This is a genomic window from Paenibacillus sp. FSL L8-0663, assembly GCF_038008125.1.
Classification (GTDB): domain Bacteria; phylum Bacillota; class Bacilli; order Paenibacillales; family Paenibacillaceae; genus Paenibacillus; species Paenibacillus polymyxa_D.
Map to the genome: position 1 here is coordinate 3,164,135 of NZ_JBBOYM010000001.1, position 16,391 is coordinate 3,180,525.

16 protein-coding genes are annotated in these 16,391 nt (G+C 39.8%); 1 reads left to right on the forward strand and 15 read right to left on the reverse strand.

What is annotated here, in order from left to right; all coding sequences use genetic code 11:
- The 5 genes from MKY75_RS13575 to MKY75_RS13595 all read right to left on the reverse strand — a co-directional run bounded on the left by MKY75_RS13575 (position 1) and on the right by MKY75_RS13595 (position 6,815).
- On the reverse strand, positions 1 to 378 hold the full coding sequence (locus MKY75_RS13575) for a head decoration protein (protein ID WP_340885647.1): 378 nt from the start codon (positions 376 to 378) through the stop codon (positions 1 to 3).
- Positions 379 to 383: 5 nt separating this feature from the next.
- Complete coding sequence (locus MKY75_RS13580) at positions 384 to 1,688, reverse strand: hypothetical protein (protein WP_340885650.1); 1,305 nt, start codon at positions 1,686 to 1,688, stop codon at positions 384 to 386.
- A 5-nt stretch (positions 1,689 to 1,693) separates the two neighbouring features.
- Positions 1,694 to 3,154, reverse strand: coding sequence for a hypothetical protein (locus tag MKY75_RS13585; RefSeq protein ID WP_165146722.1), 1,461 nt, complete (start codon positions 3,152 to 3,154; stop codon positions 1,694 to 1,696).
- Between the two features lie 210 nt (positions 3,155 to 3,364).
- On the reverse strand, positions 3,365 to 5,791 hold the full coding sequence (locus MKY75_RS13590) for an S-layer homology domain-containing protein (protein ID WP_340885652.1): 2,427 nt from the start codon (positions 5,789 to 5,791) through the stop codon (positions 3,365 to 3,367).
- A gap of 847 nt (positions 5,792 to 6,638) precedes the next feature.
- Positions 6,639 to 6,815, reverse strand: a complete 177-nt coding sequence (locus MKY75_RS13595) for a hypothetical protein (RefSeq protein ID WP_165146728.1) — start codon at positions 6,813 to 6,815, stop codon at positions 6,639 to 6,641.
- A 43-nt stretch (positions 6,816 to 6,858) separates the two neighbouring features.
- Between MKY75_RS13595 and MKY75_RS13600 the strand changes: the two genes are divergently transcribed.
- Entirely contained in the window at positions 6,859 to 8,112 is a 1,254-nt protein-coding gene (locus MKY75_RS13600) for a hypothetical protein (protein ID WP_340885653.1), read from the forward strand.
- Between the two features lie 269 nt (positions 8,113 to 8,381).
- Here MKY75_RS13600 and MKY75_RS13605 read toward each other — a convergent pair whose 3' ends face one another.
- The 10 genes from MKY75_RS13605 to MKY75_RS13650 all read right to left on the reverse strand — a co-directional run bounded on the left by MKY75_RS13605 (position 8,382) and on the right by MKY75_RS13650 (position 16,342).
- Positions 8,382 to 9,008, reverse strand: a complete 627-nt coding sequence (locus MKY75_RS13605; protein ID WP_165146734.1) for a hypothetical protein — start codon at positions 9,006 to 9,008, stop codon at positions 8,382 to 8,384.
- A gap of 74 nt (positions 9,009 to 9,082) precedes the next feature.
- Positions 9,083 to 9,442 (reverse strand): ArpU family phage packaging/lysis transcriptional regulator, encoded by a 360-nt coding sequence (locus tag MKY75_RS13610; protein ID WP_165147162.1) that lies wholly within the window; start codon positions 9,440 to 9,442, stop codon positions 9,083 to 9,085.
- Positions 9,443 to 10,900 (reverse strand): DEAD/DEAH box helicase family protein, encoded by a 1,458-nt coding sequence (locus tag MKY75_RS13615; RefSeq protein ID WP_165147165.1) that lies wholly within the window; start codon positions 10,898 to 10,900, stop codon positions 9,443 to 9,445.
- The gene (locus MKY75_RS13620; RefSeq protein ID WP_340885656.1) at positions 10,836 to 12,125 is read right to left on the reverse strand and encodes a terminase small subunit; all 1,290 of its coding nucleotides are present in this window, start codon (positions 12,123 to 12,125) and stop codon (positions 10,836 to 10,838) included. The genes MKY75_RS13615 and MKY75_RS13620 overlap by 65 nt, the downstream gene beginning before the upstream one ends.
- A gap of 89 nt (positions 12,126 to 12,214) precedes the next feature.
- Positions 12,215 to 12,427 (reverse strand): hypothetical protein, encoded by a 213-nt coding sequence (locus tag MKY75_RS13625; protein WP_165146740.1) that lies wholly within the window; start codon positions 12,425 to 12,427, stop codon positions 12,215 to 12,217.
- Positions 12,428 to 12,854: 427 nt separating this feature from the next.
- Positions 12,855 to 13,562, reverse strand: a complete 708-nt coding sequence (locus MKY75_RS13630) for a stalk domain-containing protein (protein ID WP_165146743.1) — start codon at positions 13,560 to 13,562, stop codon at positions 12,855 to 12,857.
- 156 nt (positions 13,563 to 13,718) lie between these two features.
- Positions 13,719 to 14,435, reverse strand: coding sequence for an NPCBM/NEW2 domain-containing protein (locus tag MKY75_RS13635; protein ID WP_165146746.1), 717 nt, complete (start codon positions 14,433 to 14,435; stop codon positions 13,719 to 13,721).
- 203 nt (positions 14,436 to 14,638) lie between these two features.
- Positions 14,639 to 14,890: a hypothetical protein gene (locus tag MKY75_RS13640; RefSeq protein ID WP_165146749.1), complete on the reverse strand. Its 252-nt coding sequence runs from the start codon at positions 14,888 to 14,890 to the stop codon at positions 14,639 to 14,641.
- A gap of 361 nt (positions 14,891 to 15,251) precedes the next feature.
- Positions 15,252 to 15,506: a hypothetical protein gene (locus MKY75_RS13645; protein WP_165146752.1), complete on the reverse strand. Its 255-nt coding sequence runs from the start codon at positions 15,504 to 15,506 to the stop codon at positions 15,252 to 15,254.
- 329 nt (positions 15,507 to 15,835) lie between these two features.
- The gene (locus MKY75_RS13650; protein WP_165146755.1) at positions 15,836 to 16,342 is read right to left on the reverse strand and encodes a MerR family transcriptional regulator; all 507 of its coding nucleotides are present in this window, start codon (positions 16,340 to 16,342) and stop codon (positions 15,836 to 15,838) included.
- Positions 16,343 to 16,391: the final 49 nt, after the last annotated feature.

Below are 16,391 nucleotides of genomic sequence, written 5' to 3' on the forward strand. Positions count from 1 at the left end.
TTATACAAAGTAGCAAAGCTTCAGCACTGTTTTAGCTGCTGTATCTAAGCCAGTCAATTTGGATGAATCAAAAATACCTGCAATCCACGCAGATGCCCCGATATCAGAAAGTGTTGTGTCATGATCATTATCAAGGATACACAGTGCCACTTCGGAGCCGTTGGTTGCTGCGGAACTATAAGTTACCGCTTTATCCTTATCCGCTCCTGCTGCTGTGATCTTGCCTATAATCGTCCCTTTTTTCAGGATTCCTTGCCCTTGTTTCAGCAAGATCCCTCCCGGTAGGTTAGCCTGAAGGTCAGTAGACGCTAGAACCTCCGTAAACTCTTGAGCAATAACCTGACCGGGACCAGGAGCGCCATTATACTGAGATTGCACAATAATTATTTATCCTCCTTAAGCAGATTACCCCTGCCTGTATTCTTAAGTGCCGCCCGAGCTTCTTCACGAGCTAATGCTTTAAGTTGTTCTGGCGTTTTCTCGCCACCATCATTTTGTGAGTTGGTTGGTGGTGTTCCATTCAGTGCTCCCTCAGGAAGGTTTACATCGTCACCTTGTGTATGGCGACCACCGCCACCCAAAGCAGCTTGTGCCTGTGCCTCATACGTTGCGCCGATCTTTTCAATTTCAGATACTGGCAGATGAGATAATGCCGTTTTCATGGCTTCTACATTAAAAGCTTCACCAAGAGCACGGACACCAGCTCCACATGCTTGCTCAGTAACTTTGATCTTGTATGTCGCTCCATCAGCAGCCTGAGCGCTCAATGATGTAAGCTTGCTCAGAATATCGGAATCATTATCTACACTCAATGCAGCTCGAATTTGTCCAAGTTCACTATTAGCTGCTGACAATGCAGTTGCTTGGGTTTGTGCTACTGCCAACGCAGCTTTTTGTTCGTCTGTCACAGTGTCATCTCCTTGGGCCAGTGTGTTGGCCTGTTCTTTTATTTGATGCTGTTTAGATACAAAAGCGGACATGCCGCCTTTGTTGCTGAAAAAATAAAAGACGCGTTCATCACCATCAAGCGACTTCGCATCTAAAAGTAGCGGTTCATATTCAGTTTGTCGCTGTTGCTCAGCTTCACTATGTTGTTTCATCGACAGAAATTCACGTGTTATTCCAGCGCCTTCATATCCTCCATCAAATACAATGGAGTTTTCCATGATGTATCCGTCATCAGCTAAAACAAGACATTCTTTGTCGTCATACACTTGTCCACGGATGTGAGAGCATGCCGAAGGTCCGTAGTAATCACCGCCGCAGATACCACACACATGCTTCGTTGTTACAAAGCCTGCCGAGGTGTCAAATATAGTTCCTGAATCAATTCCGGCAGCCAGTTGATCCGTTGAGATCCCATTAGCTTCTAGCCCCTTTGCCATGTAATGATCACCGTAAAGTTCCAGTTCCCCTCCCTCTTCGATAATTCGACTGTCAAAAGTTCTGCCATACGGGAAAGATAAGGCTTCCCACTTCTGCCACGGATGGTCAACCAGCAAGACAACTCCCTCTTTAACTTGATCTGCCATTTTGCGTAGGAAGTTTGGAGTAATCTTCATTTTGTACTTATCAATACGCTTGGTTCCAATGATTCTCGCTTGAAACACATGAGTCTGTTCATCGGTTAAAGGGACCAATGCTTTTTGATTGATCTTCGCCAATTGTTCGGGTGTAGGTTTAGCCATATTGTTTATTCACCTCCCTCCGATGGAGTATTTTCTTCATTCGAATCAGATTCATGCTTCTTTACAAGCAGAGGAAGTAATTCAGCAGGAATTTTGGCATTAATACCAAGAGTCCAACGTATTTCCTCAGCAGCTTCCAAAGGTGTGATGTAAAAATTCTTCTCCGCTATGATGTAGTTATCGATCTTTGAACGGCAGTCACGTTCAATTTCATTTTCAGAGCGTAGATCTATGGGGAGATAGTCAGCTTCAACCTTTGTTTGAGTCCCCTTTACTCTTGCAGACAACGAAAAAGCCCGCTGCCAGAAACGTTTGGTTACGCTCCGCGCGGACTCTACATTTTTGATATATATTTGAGTGTCAATCGAACTGTATGTTTCAGTTGATCCTTGATGCCTGGAAAGGATGGTAAGCAGTGTTTTTAGTGAAGTAGCCATTTGAGTATCAATGATATCAATCAGCTTCTTAATATCAATCATTGGCCCAGAATTACCGCCTTTGAGGTATTCCACCTTTACACTATCCCAGTGGACAAGGGCATCGTCTGGATTGAGTGAGTTGAAATGGTTTATCATCTCTTCCATTCGCTCTTTAAGCCATTTCTGTTGACCATCGGGATTACTTTTCAAGTTGTTCGGCATATTCTTCAGCATGATTTCTTCCAGCATGGAGATATCAAGCCGTGGATACCCCTGGTTATGGACCACTGCTTTTAGATCCGCTAACACCTGAAGATGAAAGAATACTACTTGCAGCACTGGAAGCATAGGCGTTCGTCCATAAGGATCATCAACCATAGGATCAAACTCTTCAAAGATGAACGTTGGTGTGTCAATCTTCTTGTAATTACCGAACCACTCCTCATTTGGGTTCCTTCTCGGATTCTTTACGTATTGCCAGGGTATAAGTCTATTAGTTTCTGGTTCCCTACGGAACCAAATTAACGCCGGATCAACTGGTACGATATCAATTACATCATTACATCGCTCATTCAATACGATTTCACCAGCACAAGCTCCGCGAACCATAATCATCATACGCTGAATTGTATCCAGTTTGTTCAAAGATCGGCCATGCTGGTATCCCGTCGAAGGTAGAGGTGTGTTAAGCATAGCTTTGAGTTCATCCAGTACTCGTTGCCCGCCCTTATCTACATTCCCATTCAGCTTCTTAGCTGTAAATGTTAATTCGGTATCTCCCATACGTAAGTATGTGTATAAGGCATAGGATACATCTGGATGAACTGATATCAGAAGTTCCAGTAATTCCTCTGCTGTATAGCTCTGTAACTTGGTAAGGTCAATATTGTGAGCCTGCTGATGTTTCTTGGGTAGCCAGTTAAATATGCCCCACGGGTTAGCGTTATTAGACACTGTCACTCTGCCAACACCCATCATCTGCCGTTTTACTGCTGTCGGTAAAACAGAGTTCACAAATGAATATATGGCTTTATGATACCATTTCAAAGTTTCACCGCCTTTCTTGCAAACTTCTATGAATACAGAATAACATCTGCATTATTCGGATTTACTACTGATTTTCGAGGGGATCAGCATTATGCATACCATAAATCCTCTTTTCAAGACGAAATATTGGAGCAAAAAAATGGTCAGGAAAAGTTTCCTGACCACTTATAATATCGTAATGTTTAATTCACTTACCTAAGGAATTCAGTTTTATTCTATAATTTCCAGATCCAAATCTTGTCCATCCCAAACCAGAAGTTGATACTTTCCTGACGGCAAATCGCCTGTAGAGATAGTAACTGGTTTATTCACTTCATCATCCGTAACAATTATCTTTTTACCCCAGTTTTCTGCAACCAAATCGTCGTAGTTACTTTGGCTTCCCAAAACAAATGTATTTAGCAGATACACATCTGAAACATCTGAAAGAGAGAATGTAAGAGCGTCTCCTTTTTTCACCTTTAATATATCCCCGATAGGTTGAATCATTGTAATTCTAACCGTTCTTCTATTCCCCCATGTCTGAAACTCTTTATTGAATTCACCATCTGATGTAACCACGGAGTCTGTGACTAAACGGAATTTATAAACCAACCGATCCTCCAAGTGTTTAGGCAATATATAGACTTTGTTGTCCTCGACTCTTACAGACCCATTTTCCTTTGCGAAAGGCGTGAAAGGACTGTCACCAACAGACCACTGAACGATATCCTCAGTCGACTTCCCGTCCGCAAGCTGTAATAAGCGATTATAATCAATAGAGAATTGATCAAGTCTATCCTTTCTTTCAGAATAATGAGAATATATTGGTGACCCAACAAGAGGCTCACTCTCATCTAAAACCGTTATTTCCTTGCTACGATAAATACCATTTTTGTCATAAACCGTAAGATCAAATTCAAAGTTATTAGGATAATTCCAATGGTTAATATCATATGTCGAGAAACTGACAGTTTTATTGGCCGGAACCTCCATTTTAAGCACCTCACCACTTTCGACACCTAACTCAAGAGATTGAAGATTACCGAAATCTATTAAATCACTTGAAAAGTAAGCAGTGCCATCATAAGAGCTAGTAAAATAAACGGACTCTCCGATCGTCACTATTTTTTTAGGGACAGAAATGTTAGCGTCCCCATTATGCTCCGGTGCTTGAGGTATATCATCTTTCTTGTCGTCACTTTTTTTATGATCATCTTTTTTGGAATTATCGGATTCATTAGAGTTACTGGAAGAACCCCCACCGCCACCTGATGTTGTTGTGCCCTGTAATCCCAAAGTTTTTGCCGAATCACCTATTGTGACTTTAACATCACTACTTACCTTGTCGCCATTTGTCAGAGATTTTGGTTTTGTTTGAAAGGAAACATTTTCAGCATTAACTACGGCTTTATCAACAGAACCTAATCCTATTACTTTGGCAGCAGCATTAAGAACTAATGAGAGAATAGAAGACTCTTTTGATGTATCTATGGTTGTACCCGTAGCGTTATCAGCTACGTTTAATGTATCAATCTGTCCATTTGGGATATTTACATTAATAGCGAATGCTTCTACATTCACAGTGTGAAAATAACCTGTAAGACTCACATTAGATTTTGCGGGGAGCTTATTTGTTAGAGTAACTCGATCAACGCTTGCTCCTTGTGAGACATCGAGGGCTGCGCCCGTCTTAATTTTCACTTCGCTGATGGACGTTGCTCCTTCTGCCACCAAACGAACAGTTCCATCCACTTTGTTTACAATGATGCTAACCAGCACAGAATTGTTCAGATGAACGCTATGCTCTCCGCCCCCATAAACATAAGTTTGACCGTGGACTTTAACATTTTTCAAGAATACGTCGCCGTTCCCAACGGCTTTCCCGATAATTAAATCACCCGCGATTTCCGTATTTTGAAGCGTTACACCCGTTGTATTGATGACAACATTGCCTGCCTGCTTGGCGAGTCCAGTCGAAGGCCCATATGTTCCAGATTCTCCATACCAAGCACCAAAATGATTCACAGCTCGATCTAGAATCGTAACCGCCTCAGCACGAGTCAATGATTTTTGAGGCTGAAATGTACCGTTCTGGTAACCTTCAATAATACCCGCTGCCACTACAGAATTAACGGCCTTTTGGGACCAATTGTGCAGAGATGTGCTATCTTTAAAGGTTTTAATTGTATCGGAAGAAGGTATTTGAAGTAATTGGTTTACAGTCACTGCCGCCTCTTCTCTACTTAATACTTGTGTAGGGCGAAAGCTGCCATCTTTGAATCCTTTCATATATCCAGCATAAACTGCATCAGTAACGGTTGGAGCAAACCAATCATCTTTATTTACATCGGTAAAAGATGCTGCTTGTCCTGGCTGTATTTGAAATGCACGATTTAGTAAAGCAGCCCATTCACTTCTCGTAATCGGACGGTTTGGCTCAAAACGAGCGTTTTCTACACCCGAAACCACACCTCGGTGGCTCCATTTTGTAACGTTATCCGTTGCCCAATGGTTCACCATATCCCCATAAGGTTGAGATACAGTAGAACTTTCTTCCTTTGTTACTTGGTGTAAACTATCGGCTGCGAATATGGGGCTAGCCCATACAGAGGTCGCTAAAATTCCAGCCGTGAAAACATTAACCCACTTCTTCATCTTTTTTGTCCTCTCATTTATGTAGTGTTAAATCAAGACTATGTACCTAATATTTTAGGTATATAGAATCACTTGCCTATTATTACAAGATTAATCGATGATGTCACTACCTTTTAATCCATAAGAGGATTTTTCTTGAATAAATATCAAAAGGAAGACGCATATTCATATACCAGTCAACATGATCACGAAACGCGTACATGCCTTCCCTGAACTCCTTACAGCATTTCGTTCATAAACAGAAGTAAAGCTTAAGACATACATTCAATCTACAAAATTAAAAAAAGAGCCCCCGAGGGTTGCCCCTAATTGAGAAACAGCTTAGCCCAATAATATAAAATAACCAGAACACCTACACTTGCTAGGATTCCAGTAAATCTTTTTCCAAGTATTTTTTTAATGGGAATGCATACTACACACCATAAGAATGAGACTAAAATAAATATTAATAGTTTGTTTCCTCCTACAGCACCCCACATATCTACATATGCACCTTCAAAAACATCCGAAAAGATTCCTCCCTAGCTTTTGACTAATTCCAAGGAGAGGAATGACAAAACGATTTTTCAAATTATTAGAATACCCGTCAAAGAGCAAAAATCATGTAGCAACCCGAGAAGGAACTTTTAAACCAAAACCTGACTTTTGCTCTATTTATCACTATTAATCTTCTCAAACAGTATGTTTAAATTCCTTATATGCAACTAATCACAAAGACTTATACACATATAGATCCAATTACTCATTTTTTTTTTTCAAAGGGAGGATTTTATCATTTTTTGTAGAAAATTGTTAATGTCACTCAAATTCACCTAAGAACGGAGATGATTTATATTTAACGACAAAACTATACTGTTAGTCTCGCATTACCATCCTCTCTAACTAAGATGTCTTTTATGCAATATTTTTTATCATTTATAACTATCAGTGTCCCTACAGCAACGATACTCACTTCGTTATTAAAGATGTCGCTTATATCGTACACACCAAGAAAACGATTTGTAGTAAAAATTTCAAATTTCATTTTAGAAAACCTCCATCATTTTTTTAATAAGGCGGGATAATCGATGAATTACGATGATATATTTGATAATTTAATGTACTTTAAGCCGTACATTAATAAATCATCCATTCAAAACCATTTACAGTTGATGAGCAAGTATCCAGATTTTCATCAAGTTTACTTTAAGAATAGACAAGAAAACGATAATTTAGACACAGTCAAAAATGTTTGCATGACTTTAACTTCAGGATTAAAGGAGGAAAAAATTTCTGAAAATGATTTAGATGAACTCCTCTTTCTCTCAATTGAAGACAAATTATTTAATTCTTTTTTATACAATTTAGAAAATACAAATATTAACTTTAGGGATATTAATTCACTCTACAAAGTTTTAGAAAGTTGGGGAACACCTCAAGAAAACAAAATACTCAATGGATTAGCTTCAAATCCTACATTTGAGAAATTTGTTATAAGTGGATTTAGAATTAATGGAACGGATTCCATTAGGCTTTTGCTATTTGATAAGGAACTAGTTGAATTAAAAGAGAAAAATAAAGACACAGAATTTGCTGTCTACGCAACATTGATTGAGTTCGACTTTAGAAGAAACTTACTTCATATCAGACTAAGGGACGTGGATAATATTCAAAATAAATCTGTCGACGTTAGAACAATGGAGGGCCGCGTTGAAAGAACATTAAGGTTTATCAGTAACCTCACACCTTCTATTGGATATAAAAAAATTTCTTATTTTAGAGATTCATTATTTTTACTTGAAGAACATGTATTGCAGCCTAAAAGGGATGTAGCTTATTCCAAGTTAATGGATTTCCAAGATCATATTGACAATTTTTCTGCGCTAATTGATTCGAACTTTCCTACTCAACATGAAAATAACGTAACTACTTCAAACTATGTTGCCAATACAGTTCTAGCAATTATTGCTTCTTCGTTAGATTTATCACAGTTAGGTGATGTTGTAGGAATAAAGTTTAGAAATCAAAGAACTGAAGATACGAATAGTTTTGCTGAAGTGGCTATATCAGATAAAGCCTTTAAGTGCATATCAACTGATAAACTCTACTGGAGTAACTTATCAACTCTACTTGAACAAAGAAAGATAGAATTTTTAAAAATTGGTACGAGTTTAGATTTGGGGTTCGTTGATGTTAACTTAGAATTAAAATTAGGAACAGCTAATGTAAAGCTTAACCAAAGTTCAAAGGGAAATCCGATTGAAGGCAATAAACAGCCTTCCGATGAAAAATACATTGATTTTATAGACTATCTCCTCCCCTTTATTAAAAAAAATGATTGAATAATTTAAAAGCGGCGATGGAAGCCGCTTTCTCTTTTTGTAGGGTCACTGTGGAAAACATGCTATGGTTCTGCGATTTGTATGTCATGACTAATGTCATTACCAATACCTGGTGTAATGAAAAAAGGTCGGCACATTTGCCGACCTGATTCACCGAGGCTTGAAAGCTGTGGTGTGTTCCTTATTCGACGTTCCATGATATAAATTTACCACATCAAAAGTCCAATGAGTGGTCATAAAACGGTCAATTTCCATTCAAATAACAATCACTATTTTTTTCTTCTATAATTATTTCGAGGATTATTAACGGCATTATTATTGGGCTTGGGCTTAGTCTTTGACTCAGGACCTTTAAGGTTATTATCTTTGTTTTCCTCCAATTTCCCTTTTAATTCATAAGCACCTTCTACAATATAATTGATCCTTGATATCCACATAAATCTACCCATATAAAGAATTAGTAATGCAACAATTAGAGAAATTATAATATATATAGGAGTAAAAATTGTATCTGTAAATAAACTACCTACTACTTCAAAATACTTTTCTGAGCTGGGATTTTTCCCGTTAATATCTATTACTCTGAGTGCCAAAGTTATCATGAACGTTAGAAAAACAAGAACTACGGAAAGAAAAGATGTCATAAGTGAAAACACAAAACTGAATGTTTTATGAAAATCATATTGAGCGTTGATGTCTCCCTTCAAGTTTTGCAAATCCATTAAATCCAACTTAACCAGTTCTTTCTTCATCTCTTTAGCACTCTCTAAGTTGATAGAACCTAACCCTCCACTAAATCCATATTTCTTTCCGTAAGTTTTTCTTATGAATTTACTTGCAGAATTGAAACCCATGAAGCCATTCCTCTTAAAGAAAGCCCCCCACTTGAATCTCAACTTAATCACCTTCCTTTTCAAAAAAATATGTACATATTACTTATCGGGAAAAGTATTCAAAAAAAATAGACCGGCTAATACACCGATCTAAGAAAACTGCTACTCACTTGCAATACAACCAATCTTAGTGCCGCCGCTAGTATTCCAATTGCATCAGTCTTAATTTGTCTAAATGAACTCTCACAAATCCCCATCTCTCCGCAACTGATGTAGTCAAACTTGCCTTCATCATTCAAGTAACTCCGTTGAATGACCTCACGTTGCATACTGGACAGATTCCCCATCGCCATATCAAGCAACTGATCTTTCGCCTGAAGCTTTACTTCCTTGTCAATATTGTAAACAACGATGTTCTCTGTTTGCTTGCTGATCGCATTTGTAGATTGATGGTCTCTATATGAATAAGCCCGATAATCGCACCTCCCAAAACCAATTTACCTTTTTACTACCACACTGCTTATTGAAGGAAGCATAATATGTGTATCTGGTTCCATTAAATATTCCCCAAATGTCAAAACAAAAGCGTCAACTCGGTCTGGTGACTTGAGCCCACGCTTTTTCATATCCTTCTTACTTTCAAGCAGCATTTTACCCTTGCTGGTCATGTTCCATTTACGTGCTGTAAGTTGGGTTATTAGTACATCATCATCAGGCAATTGCAGAACGCTTGGATCTCCATTCATAAAGTTGCTCATATTTTGTTCTAATTGTTCCTTAATGGATGCCCACATTTCAGTAACTAGGTTTCCATAGTGTTCATCTAATGAAGAGGAACCGTTGTTAATTGGTATGATTTCATATGGTAGTCCTTCTTCAGCTACGATTTCATTTAGTCGATCCGTTACTCCTCCACCTACACCACTATCATCAACTCTTATTCTGATTCGGTTTAAATATGGGTGAGCTTCATTTAGTTCTTTAGCCAGGCTGATCACCCAACCAGCAGTTACCATTGTGTCTTTCTTGAAATGATGGTGTTCTCCTACAACTCTTGGCCCTATACCAGCAAACATTGAGGTTTCATCATCACCAAATCGTGCAACGTCAACACCTATGGTTAGCATATCTCCGCTGGGTTCCAGCTTCACTTCTTTAGCTGCAAATTCAGCCACTTCCAACGAAATAAATGTATCCGATTCTCCACGGGGGAATTCACCTTCAACCCGGACTCTCCATACATCACTGCCTTCGCCATACTTCCGCTTGAGCATAGCGATATTATCCTTGCTAGTTCTCGGACTGTCCAAACATGAAACCTTGCGTGTTTTATAATCCGCTCTGTCCTTATTGTGTGAATCATAAAAAACACCCGACGTTTTTGTCGGGTTGCCACACATTAATATTTTATTGAATTCACCCGACAACGTACCTAAAATAGCTTCCATGATTGGATCAGCAACACCCGATGCCTCATCCACAATAAATAGCATGTAATCCTCATGGAAGCCCTGCATGTTCTCTGGCTTGGTTGCTGTCCGAGCTGTAGCGAACCAGCGTTCCTCATAGTTCTTCATGTATATTTTAGTCTTTGTCCACTTAAGGATTCGTTTCAGCACCGGACTTTTAGATTGCCATTTATTAATCTCAGCCCATAACACGTCATGTAGTTGCTGCCTTGTAGGAGCTGTACAAATCACCTTTGGATATGGAAAACACGACAAGAACCATAATGCAGTTGCCGCTTCTAATCCTGTTTTTCCTACGCCCTGACCTGAACGTACTGAAACGCGCGGATTATTAGCTAAATCCATTAGTGTACTTGCCTGCCAATCATCAGGATAGAACTTAAGCATCTCTTGGCAGAACAATATGGGATTCTTGCGATACTCAGGAATCCGTTTCTTGAATGCTTGAAGTCTCCGTTTCGTCTCCGGTGAGTCCTTCTGCCTCATCACCTACCACCGCCTCTACCCAGTCGTCAATTAAATCGTCTTCTGTATTGCCTTCTCCAGTGACCTTTGCCCTTTCAAGCTCAAGTTTCTCACGTTGCATCTTAAGTTTCTCGTCTTCAACCATCCGTTTATGTTTGTCTGGAAGCAGATCCATGTATTTAGTTAGCACGTCCAATGCCTTGGTTTTGTCGTGTAGCTTTACGCTCACTCCATCCTTACCCTGCTTGACTTGTGAAACCAGAGTTCCATCAATTTCATCACTATTTTTAAAAGAGACATAATTGTATCTGTACTTTTTCGTTTCTCCAGTGTCAGGATCAAACACGGGATCTCCTTCTAAACCAAGAACATCCTCTTCCTTTTGACCGAATGTCACATAGTCCGTTATGTCTGCAAAAGCAATTTTCATGTACTCCATTAGAACGCGCTGAGCATTTAAACCAACCCCATCCATCAGGGATTCGTTGTAATTCTGTATCGCAGCCTTAATCTCAGGTTTCCTCAATAATTCCCATCCAATTGAATATGCTGTTTTCTTACTATATCCAGCAGCCATTGCCGCCCTTGTCGCGTTGAAATCTCTGAGGTATTCCATTATGAAGATCCGCTGTTTCGGCGTTAACCCCTCTTCGTCTGGAATTTCCGGCTCCGGCTTCTCCTCGATTACTGGAACGTTCTTTTTTGTTTTGGAACGCTCCATATCATTAGAGCGTTCCGGTATTTTTTTCGGAACGTTCCGTATTTCTGGAGCAGCGACTTTTAGCTCTTTAGAGAGCGCATCAACTGTTAGCAGGGTAGCATATACCTCTCTTGGCTTATCACCTTGAAATGAACCGACAAATTTACGCCGCTCCATTTCATCAATCAGTCGGACCGCTCTGCTATAACCTATCCTCATTCTTCGCTGCAATAAAGAAACCGAGGCTTGTTTGGCCTCGGCTACAATTTGGACAGCTTTTAGAAAAAGATCGTCAGGATATGATGTTGTATCTTCCTCTTTCTTTGCAGGTTCATTTTTTTGGTCAGTTTCATCTTCATCGGAACGTTCCGTATGTTTCGCTTCTCCAGCAATCAAACTCCCCCACTTATCTTTAGCCTTCCATCCTCTTACCGTACCTTCAGATACACTAAGTTGAGAGGCTATTTCTGTGAGACGTATGTTGCCGGAACTGGCTTTGTATAAATCGAATGCTTCATCCCGTTTCGGATCTCTCTTTCGTCCCATGTTTATTATTCCCCCCTTTTGATAATGTATCTGAAGCTAAGGAAAAGTTTCCTGACATACAAAAGAAGCCGCCTATTGGCGACTTCGACTTAACTGATACCCCACCATATTCGACTGCTAATATAGGTCGCAGCTACTGTACCGATCACTACCACAACTATTAAAAAAATCCTATATATTTCTCTTGTTAGACCCCTCGGTATGAATGTACACAAAATTTCACCTAGAATATAAATCACTACCGCTGTAATCGCTCCAATAATGAACGGGCCTGCATTGTCCCATATTCCTGTCCAAGTCATCACTTTTCCCCTCCTGTTCTTTATTTCGTCAGGAGAGTAATAATTCATTAGTTGGTTATTAATTCAATAAAAAAGCCGCCTATTAGTGATCCGTATCTCTAAACATATCATTAGTAAAATTATCGACTGCACTTGATCTGCAAAAGTCTTTGTATCTTGCTGGACTTCTATCCAATCATTCATAAAGTTCCCTTAATTAATAATTTGCTCTGTGCCATTATGCGTAATTTGAATCCCCTCGTAAGCCGCAGGACTCCATTCATCGTAAGTAACCGAAACAATTTGCAAGTCCATCAAAAATTGCTCAACGTGATAACTAACTTAGCTTCATATCCCCCCTCTTTCTGTTTGTTTGTCACCAATTATTTGATGAACTTTGAGTAACAAAAAACCACCCTGCATCGGGTGGCTTAAGATACTGTTCATTCTATTTAATAGTAGGGTTAATAAAATCTATGACACCAGAACCGGTTCCTGTTATCTCAATAACAAGTTTTTGAACTCCTGTTAAATTAACAGTTATATTTTCTTGGACACTTCCTCCACCCAAGGAAACTTGCTTTAAAACTTCTCCGTTTTCATTTTTAAAAGAAATATTCCTCAGCAATCCAGATTTACTTAGATCCTTATCATCAATGCCGACAGATAATTTTAAGTCAGAATATTGATTATTTAACGCATAATTTAGCTTAATATAATCAATTCCTCTTCCGTAATAATAAGTGCTATCTATTTTAAAACCCAAAGATCCGTACGATTTTCCGTTTATCACCATGCTTTCGTTACTACTAAGAGAAGGCTTATTCGAATAAGAAAGCTGGGAGTCTAAAAAATCAGGAGTCCCTAAAGGTTTACCCTCGCTTTTTTCTCCTATTATTACACTTTTATTATTAGAATCCCACGCAGTTTTAATTCCTACAAGATCACTAACAACAGACAGAGGAACATACGTATTTCCATTTGCAATAAATGGTTTTGCACTCCCAGTAGGAGTTTTGTCGATGCCATTCTGTATTAATTTAATTCCGTAGTTGACCTCTAGTTTTACCGTATTAGAAGCTGCATAGGCAACCCCTCCGGTTAAGAGCGTGGCACAAGCAAGACCCAACACAAATCCTTTAATTTCTTTTTTCAAAAGAATTTCCTCCCATTTAAAAAACATCGGAAAATAGCATCTTTTTCCAGATCGTTTCCAGCAATCATTTGCACCCCGAAGGATGCTCATAGGTATTGCAGTCTAATCTTCGTAAATCACTAACAAATTAAAAAGCTCTCTCAGCGATTCTTTTTCTTAGTCGAAAATCTTTGCATCTCCAATTGCCCCATAGACGAAATCACTAGATTTCGGATCAATTTCAAAAACAATTCTAAATTTCAGTACACCCGTTAAATCTACCGTAACTGGTAAAGGATTATCTCCACCTTTAACAGAAAAACGAGATAGTTCTTTATCATCGCCTATAAAAGTGATTGTCACATTCTCTGGGGCATTCTTAGTCTTATCATCAACACCCAATTCACCTGTGAACTTTTTGAACTTACCGTTCAAGTTATAATCCAAACTCAATTTTTGTGTTAACGCATAGGGACTAATATAAGTGCTAATCCCTTTCTGATATTGCTTGCCAGCAATAGTTATCTTTTCTCTATCATAGTTTTGATTTAAATCCAAGTCATTCACAGATCTTCCATCCATCCGGGCGTAAGGAATATCACTTAAGTATTTGAATGCAGAATCTTTTTTACCAAACCATATGGTCTTGTTTTTGCCATCCCATGTTACTTCTTTACCAGCCGCTTCCCCAGCAAAACGAAGGGGTACATATGTTGTTCCTTGATAAATGAAGCCCTGACCTGATGAAGGTACTTTTTGATTTCCATCTACCATATATTTTAAATTATCGTATATGACCTCAATTTTCGCTGTGCTAGCAGCATATGCTGATACACCTGTAATCATTGTCCCGATCGTTAAACCTAATACAAGCCCTTTTACTTTGTCTTTCATCAAATATACCGTCCCTTATATAGTTAGTTAGACCTAGTCTCATAGTCATAATATAGGTTTTCCTCCCTATCTGTACAGGAATATTTTAACATGTTTTTTCTGGTAACCCTTAACGTAAGTAAATGACACACAGCGGAATCGAACCTCTATCATCCTGTATGTGTCAAATAAGGTAAGGTGCGTTATGCACCCGACCTTTAGAGTTACTTGAGTTGATCAGCCAACTGTTTAATTACAGCCAGTGTACTGATGCGTTGTCCATCTTTACGGTTGCCCTTGATGTATGCTGCATCCTCGTTGCTGTAGTAGACTACTCCGTTGCCCTCTACAACTGGATAACCACTCTCATCTGCTTGCAGCTCAGTAGCAACATGTTTGCCGTGCTGTTTGACATGCTCCTCATCGTGTAGATGCAGAATGCCGTATTGATCAAGATATGCGTAATTCTGTCCCATCGTTTGTTTCCTCCTGTACATAGCAAAAAGGACACCGTATACCGATGCCCTCATGCTTGCTTATATTAGTTGCGCTCTAACCCTCCGTCAGGCGCTGCGCTGTCTGCAGCCATGCTCTACACAGTCCAGTTCCCTAACGAATCATAATTCCTCACCTGATAACCTGAACGGCCGTGTCAGATTACCAGGGCTTACAGGTTACATTGTCCGCATTACGTGCGGAACAGTCTGGCGCCCTTACCGATGGGGTATTATGACCCTCTTTACGGCTGTTTCAAGTTAGTTGTAGTTAGTTTCGATGTGGGCGAGGCATGTATCACGGCCTTGCGTCTATTCCGCCACCACATTTAAATCTTAACGATTACCGAAGTTGACCAGCTAGTGCTCTAAGCCCACTTGGTACAGCAATTTGTTTACCATCATGTTCATTGCCGTTTACATAAGCTGTGTCTTTGTCTACATAGTAGATTACACCTTCGCCCCCGATAACCGGATAACCGCTTTCGTCGTAATCCAGATTTGTACCCACATACTTGCCATGCTTAACTGCTTCATCTTCCAATGGATGGAGATGGAGAATTTTTTCCTTGTCCAAGTAAGCGTAACTATGTGCCATGTTTATTGCCTCCTAGAATGGATTTAATTTGTTCCTGAATAAAGTGTAAATCCTTTCTACTCCGTACCTACTACGGATTTGCTAGTTCCTACTATCAGCAGAAAATAAAGTAGTAGACTGAGCCTAGAAATTGAAACAGCGACAACCAAGGACGAAAAAAAGTCCTAGACTGTCGCTGTTCCATTGAACTAACGTACCCGATAGCTTAACGGTTTGCGGTAGGAAGTAGGCGCCTCGCATCGAAAACTAGAACACTTTCAAACAGACATTTTCACTAACGTTTTCCAGTGGTGTCAAGCCTCGTTGGTACTCCCTTAGGTATTGCGTGCTTATCTTACGGAAATCGGTGACTTACCCCCATTAGCCGATGCGGAAAAATAACTCATCTCAACAGGTGAGACGGGCTTCGCTTTCGGTTCTCCCATCATTTTCTCTGACATGCCGTCCTGAAATTCTTCCGAGCAGTCCCCTCGGTATCTCCCCTCCTCCAATTTCATGTCGATAAAATCGACGACTTGCTGCAGAGAGGCGATTTGGCTGACCATATTCTCCCGGTGGCTCCTTAAGTGTTCCACCAGTTCGGGATATTCCGCGGGATCTGCATCAGCGGAGACCGCCAAAAAAGGCCGCATTTCTTCCAGTGGCATACCCGTTTTTTTCAGGCAAGATATCAGCCGGATCGTATTGATATCCTCCTTCCGGTAGATGCGGTGCCCGTTATCCTTCCGGTCTGCCCGAGGCAGTAAAGCGATCTTTTCGTAATAACGGATCGTATCTTCAGAAATTCCGGTTTGCTTAGCGGTTTGCTTTATCGTAAAAATGTGCTCTTCCTTCATCCTGTCCCCTCCCAGAGATTTTTTTATGTGCATTATACATCTTGGTGCT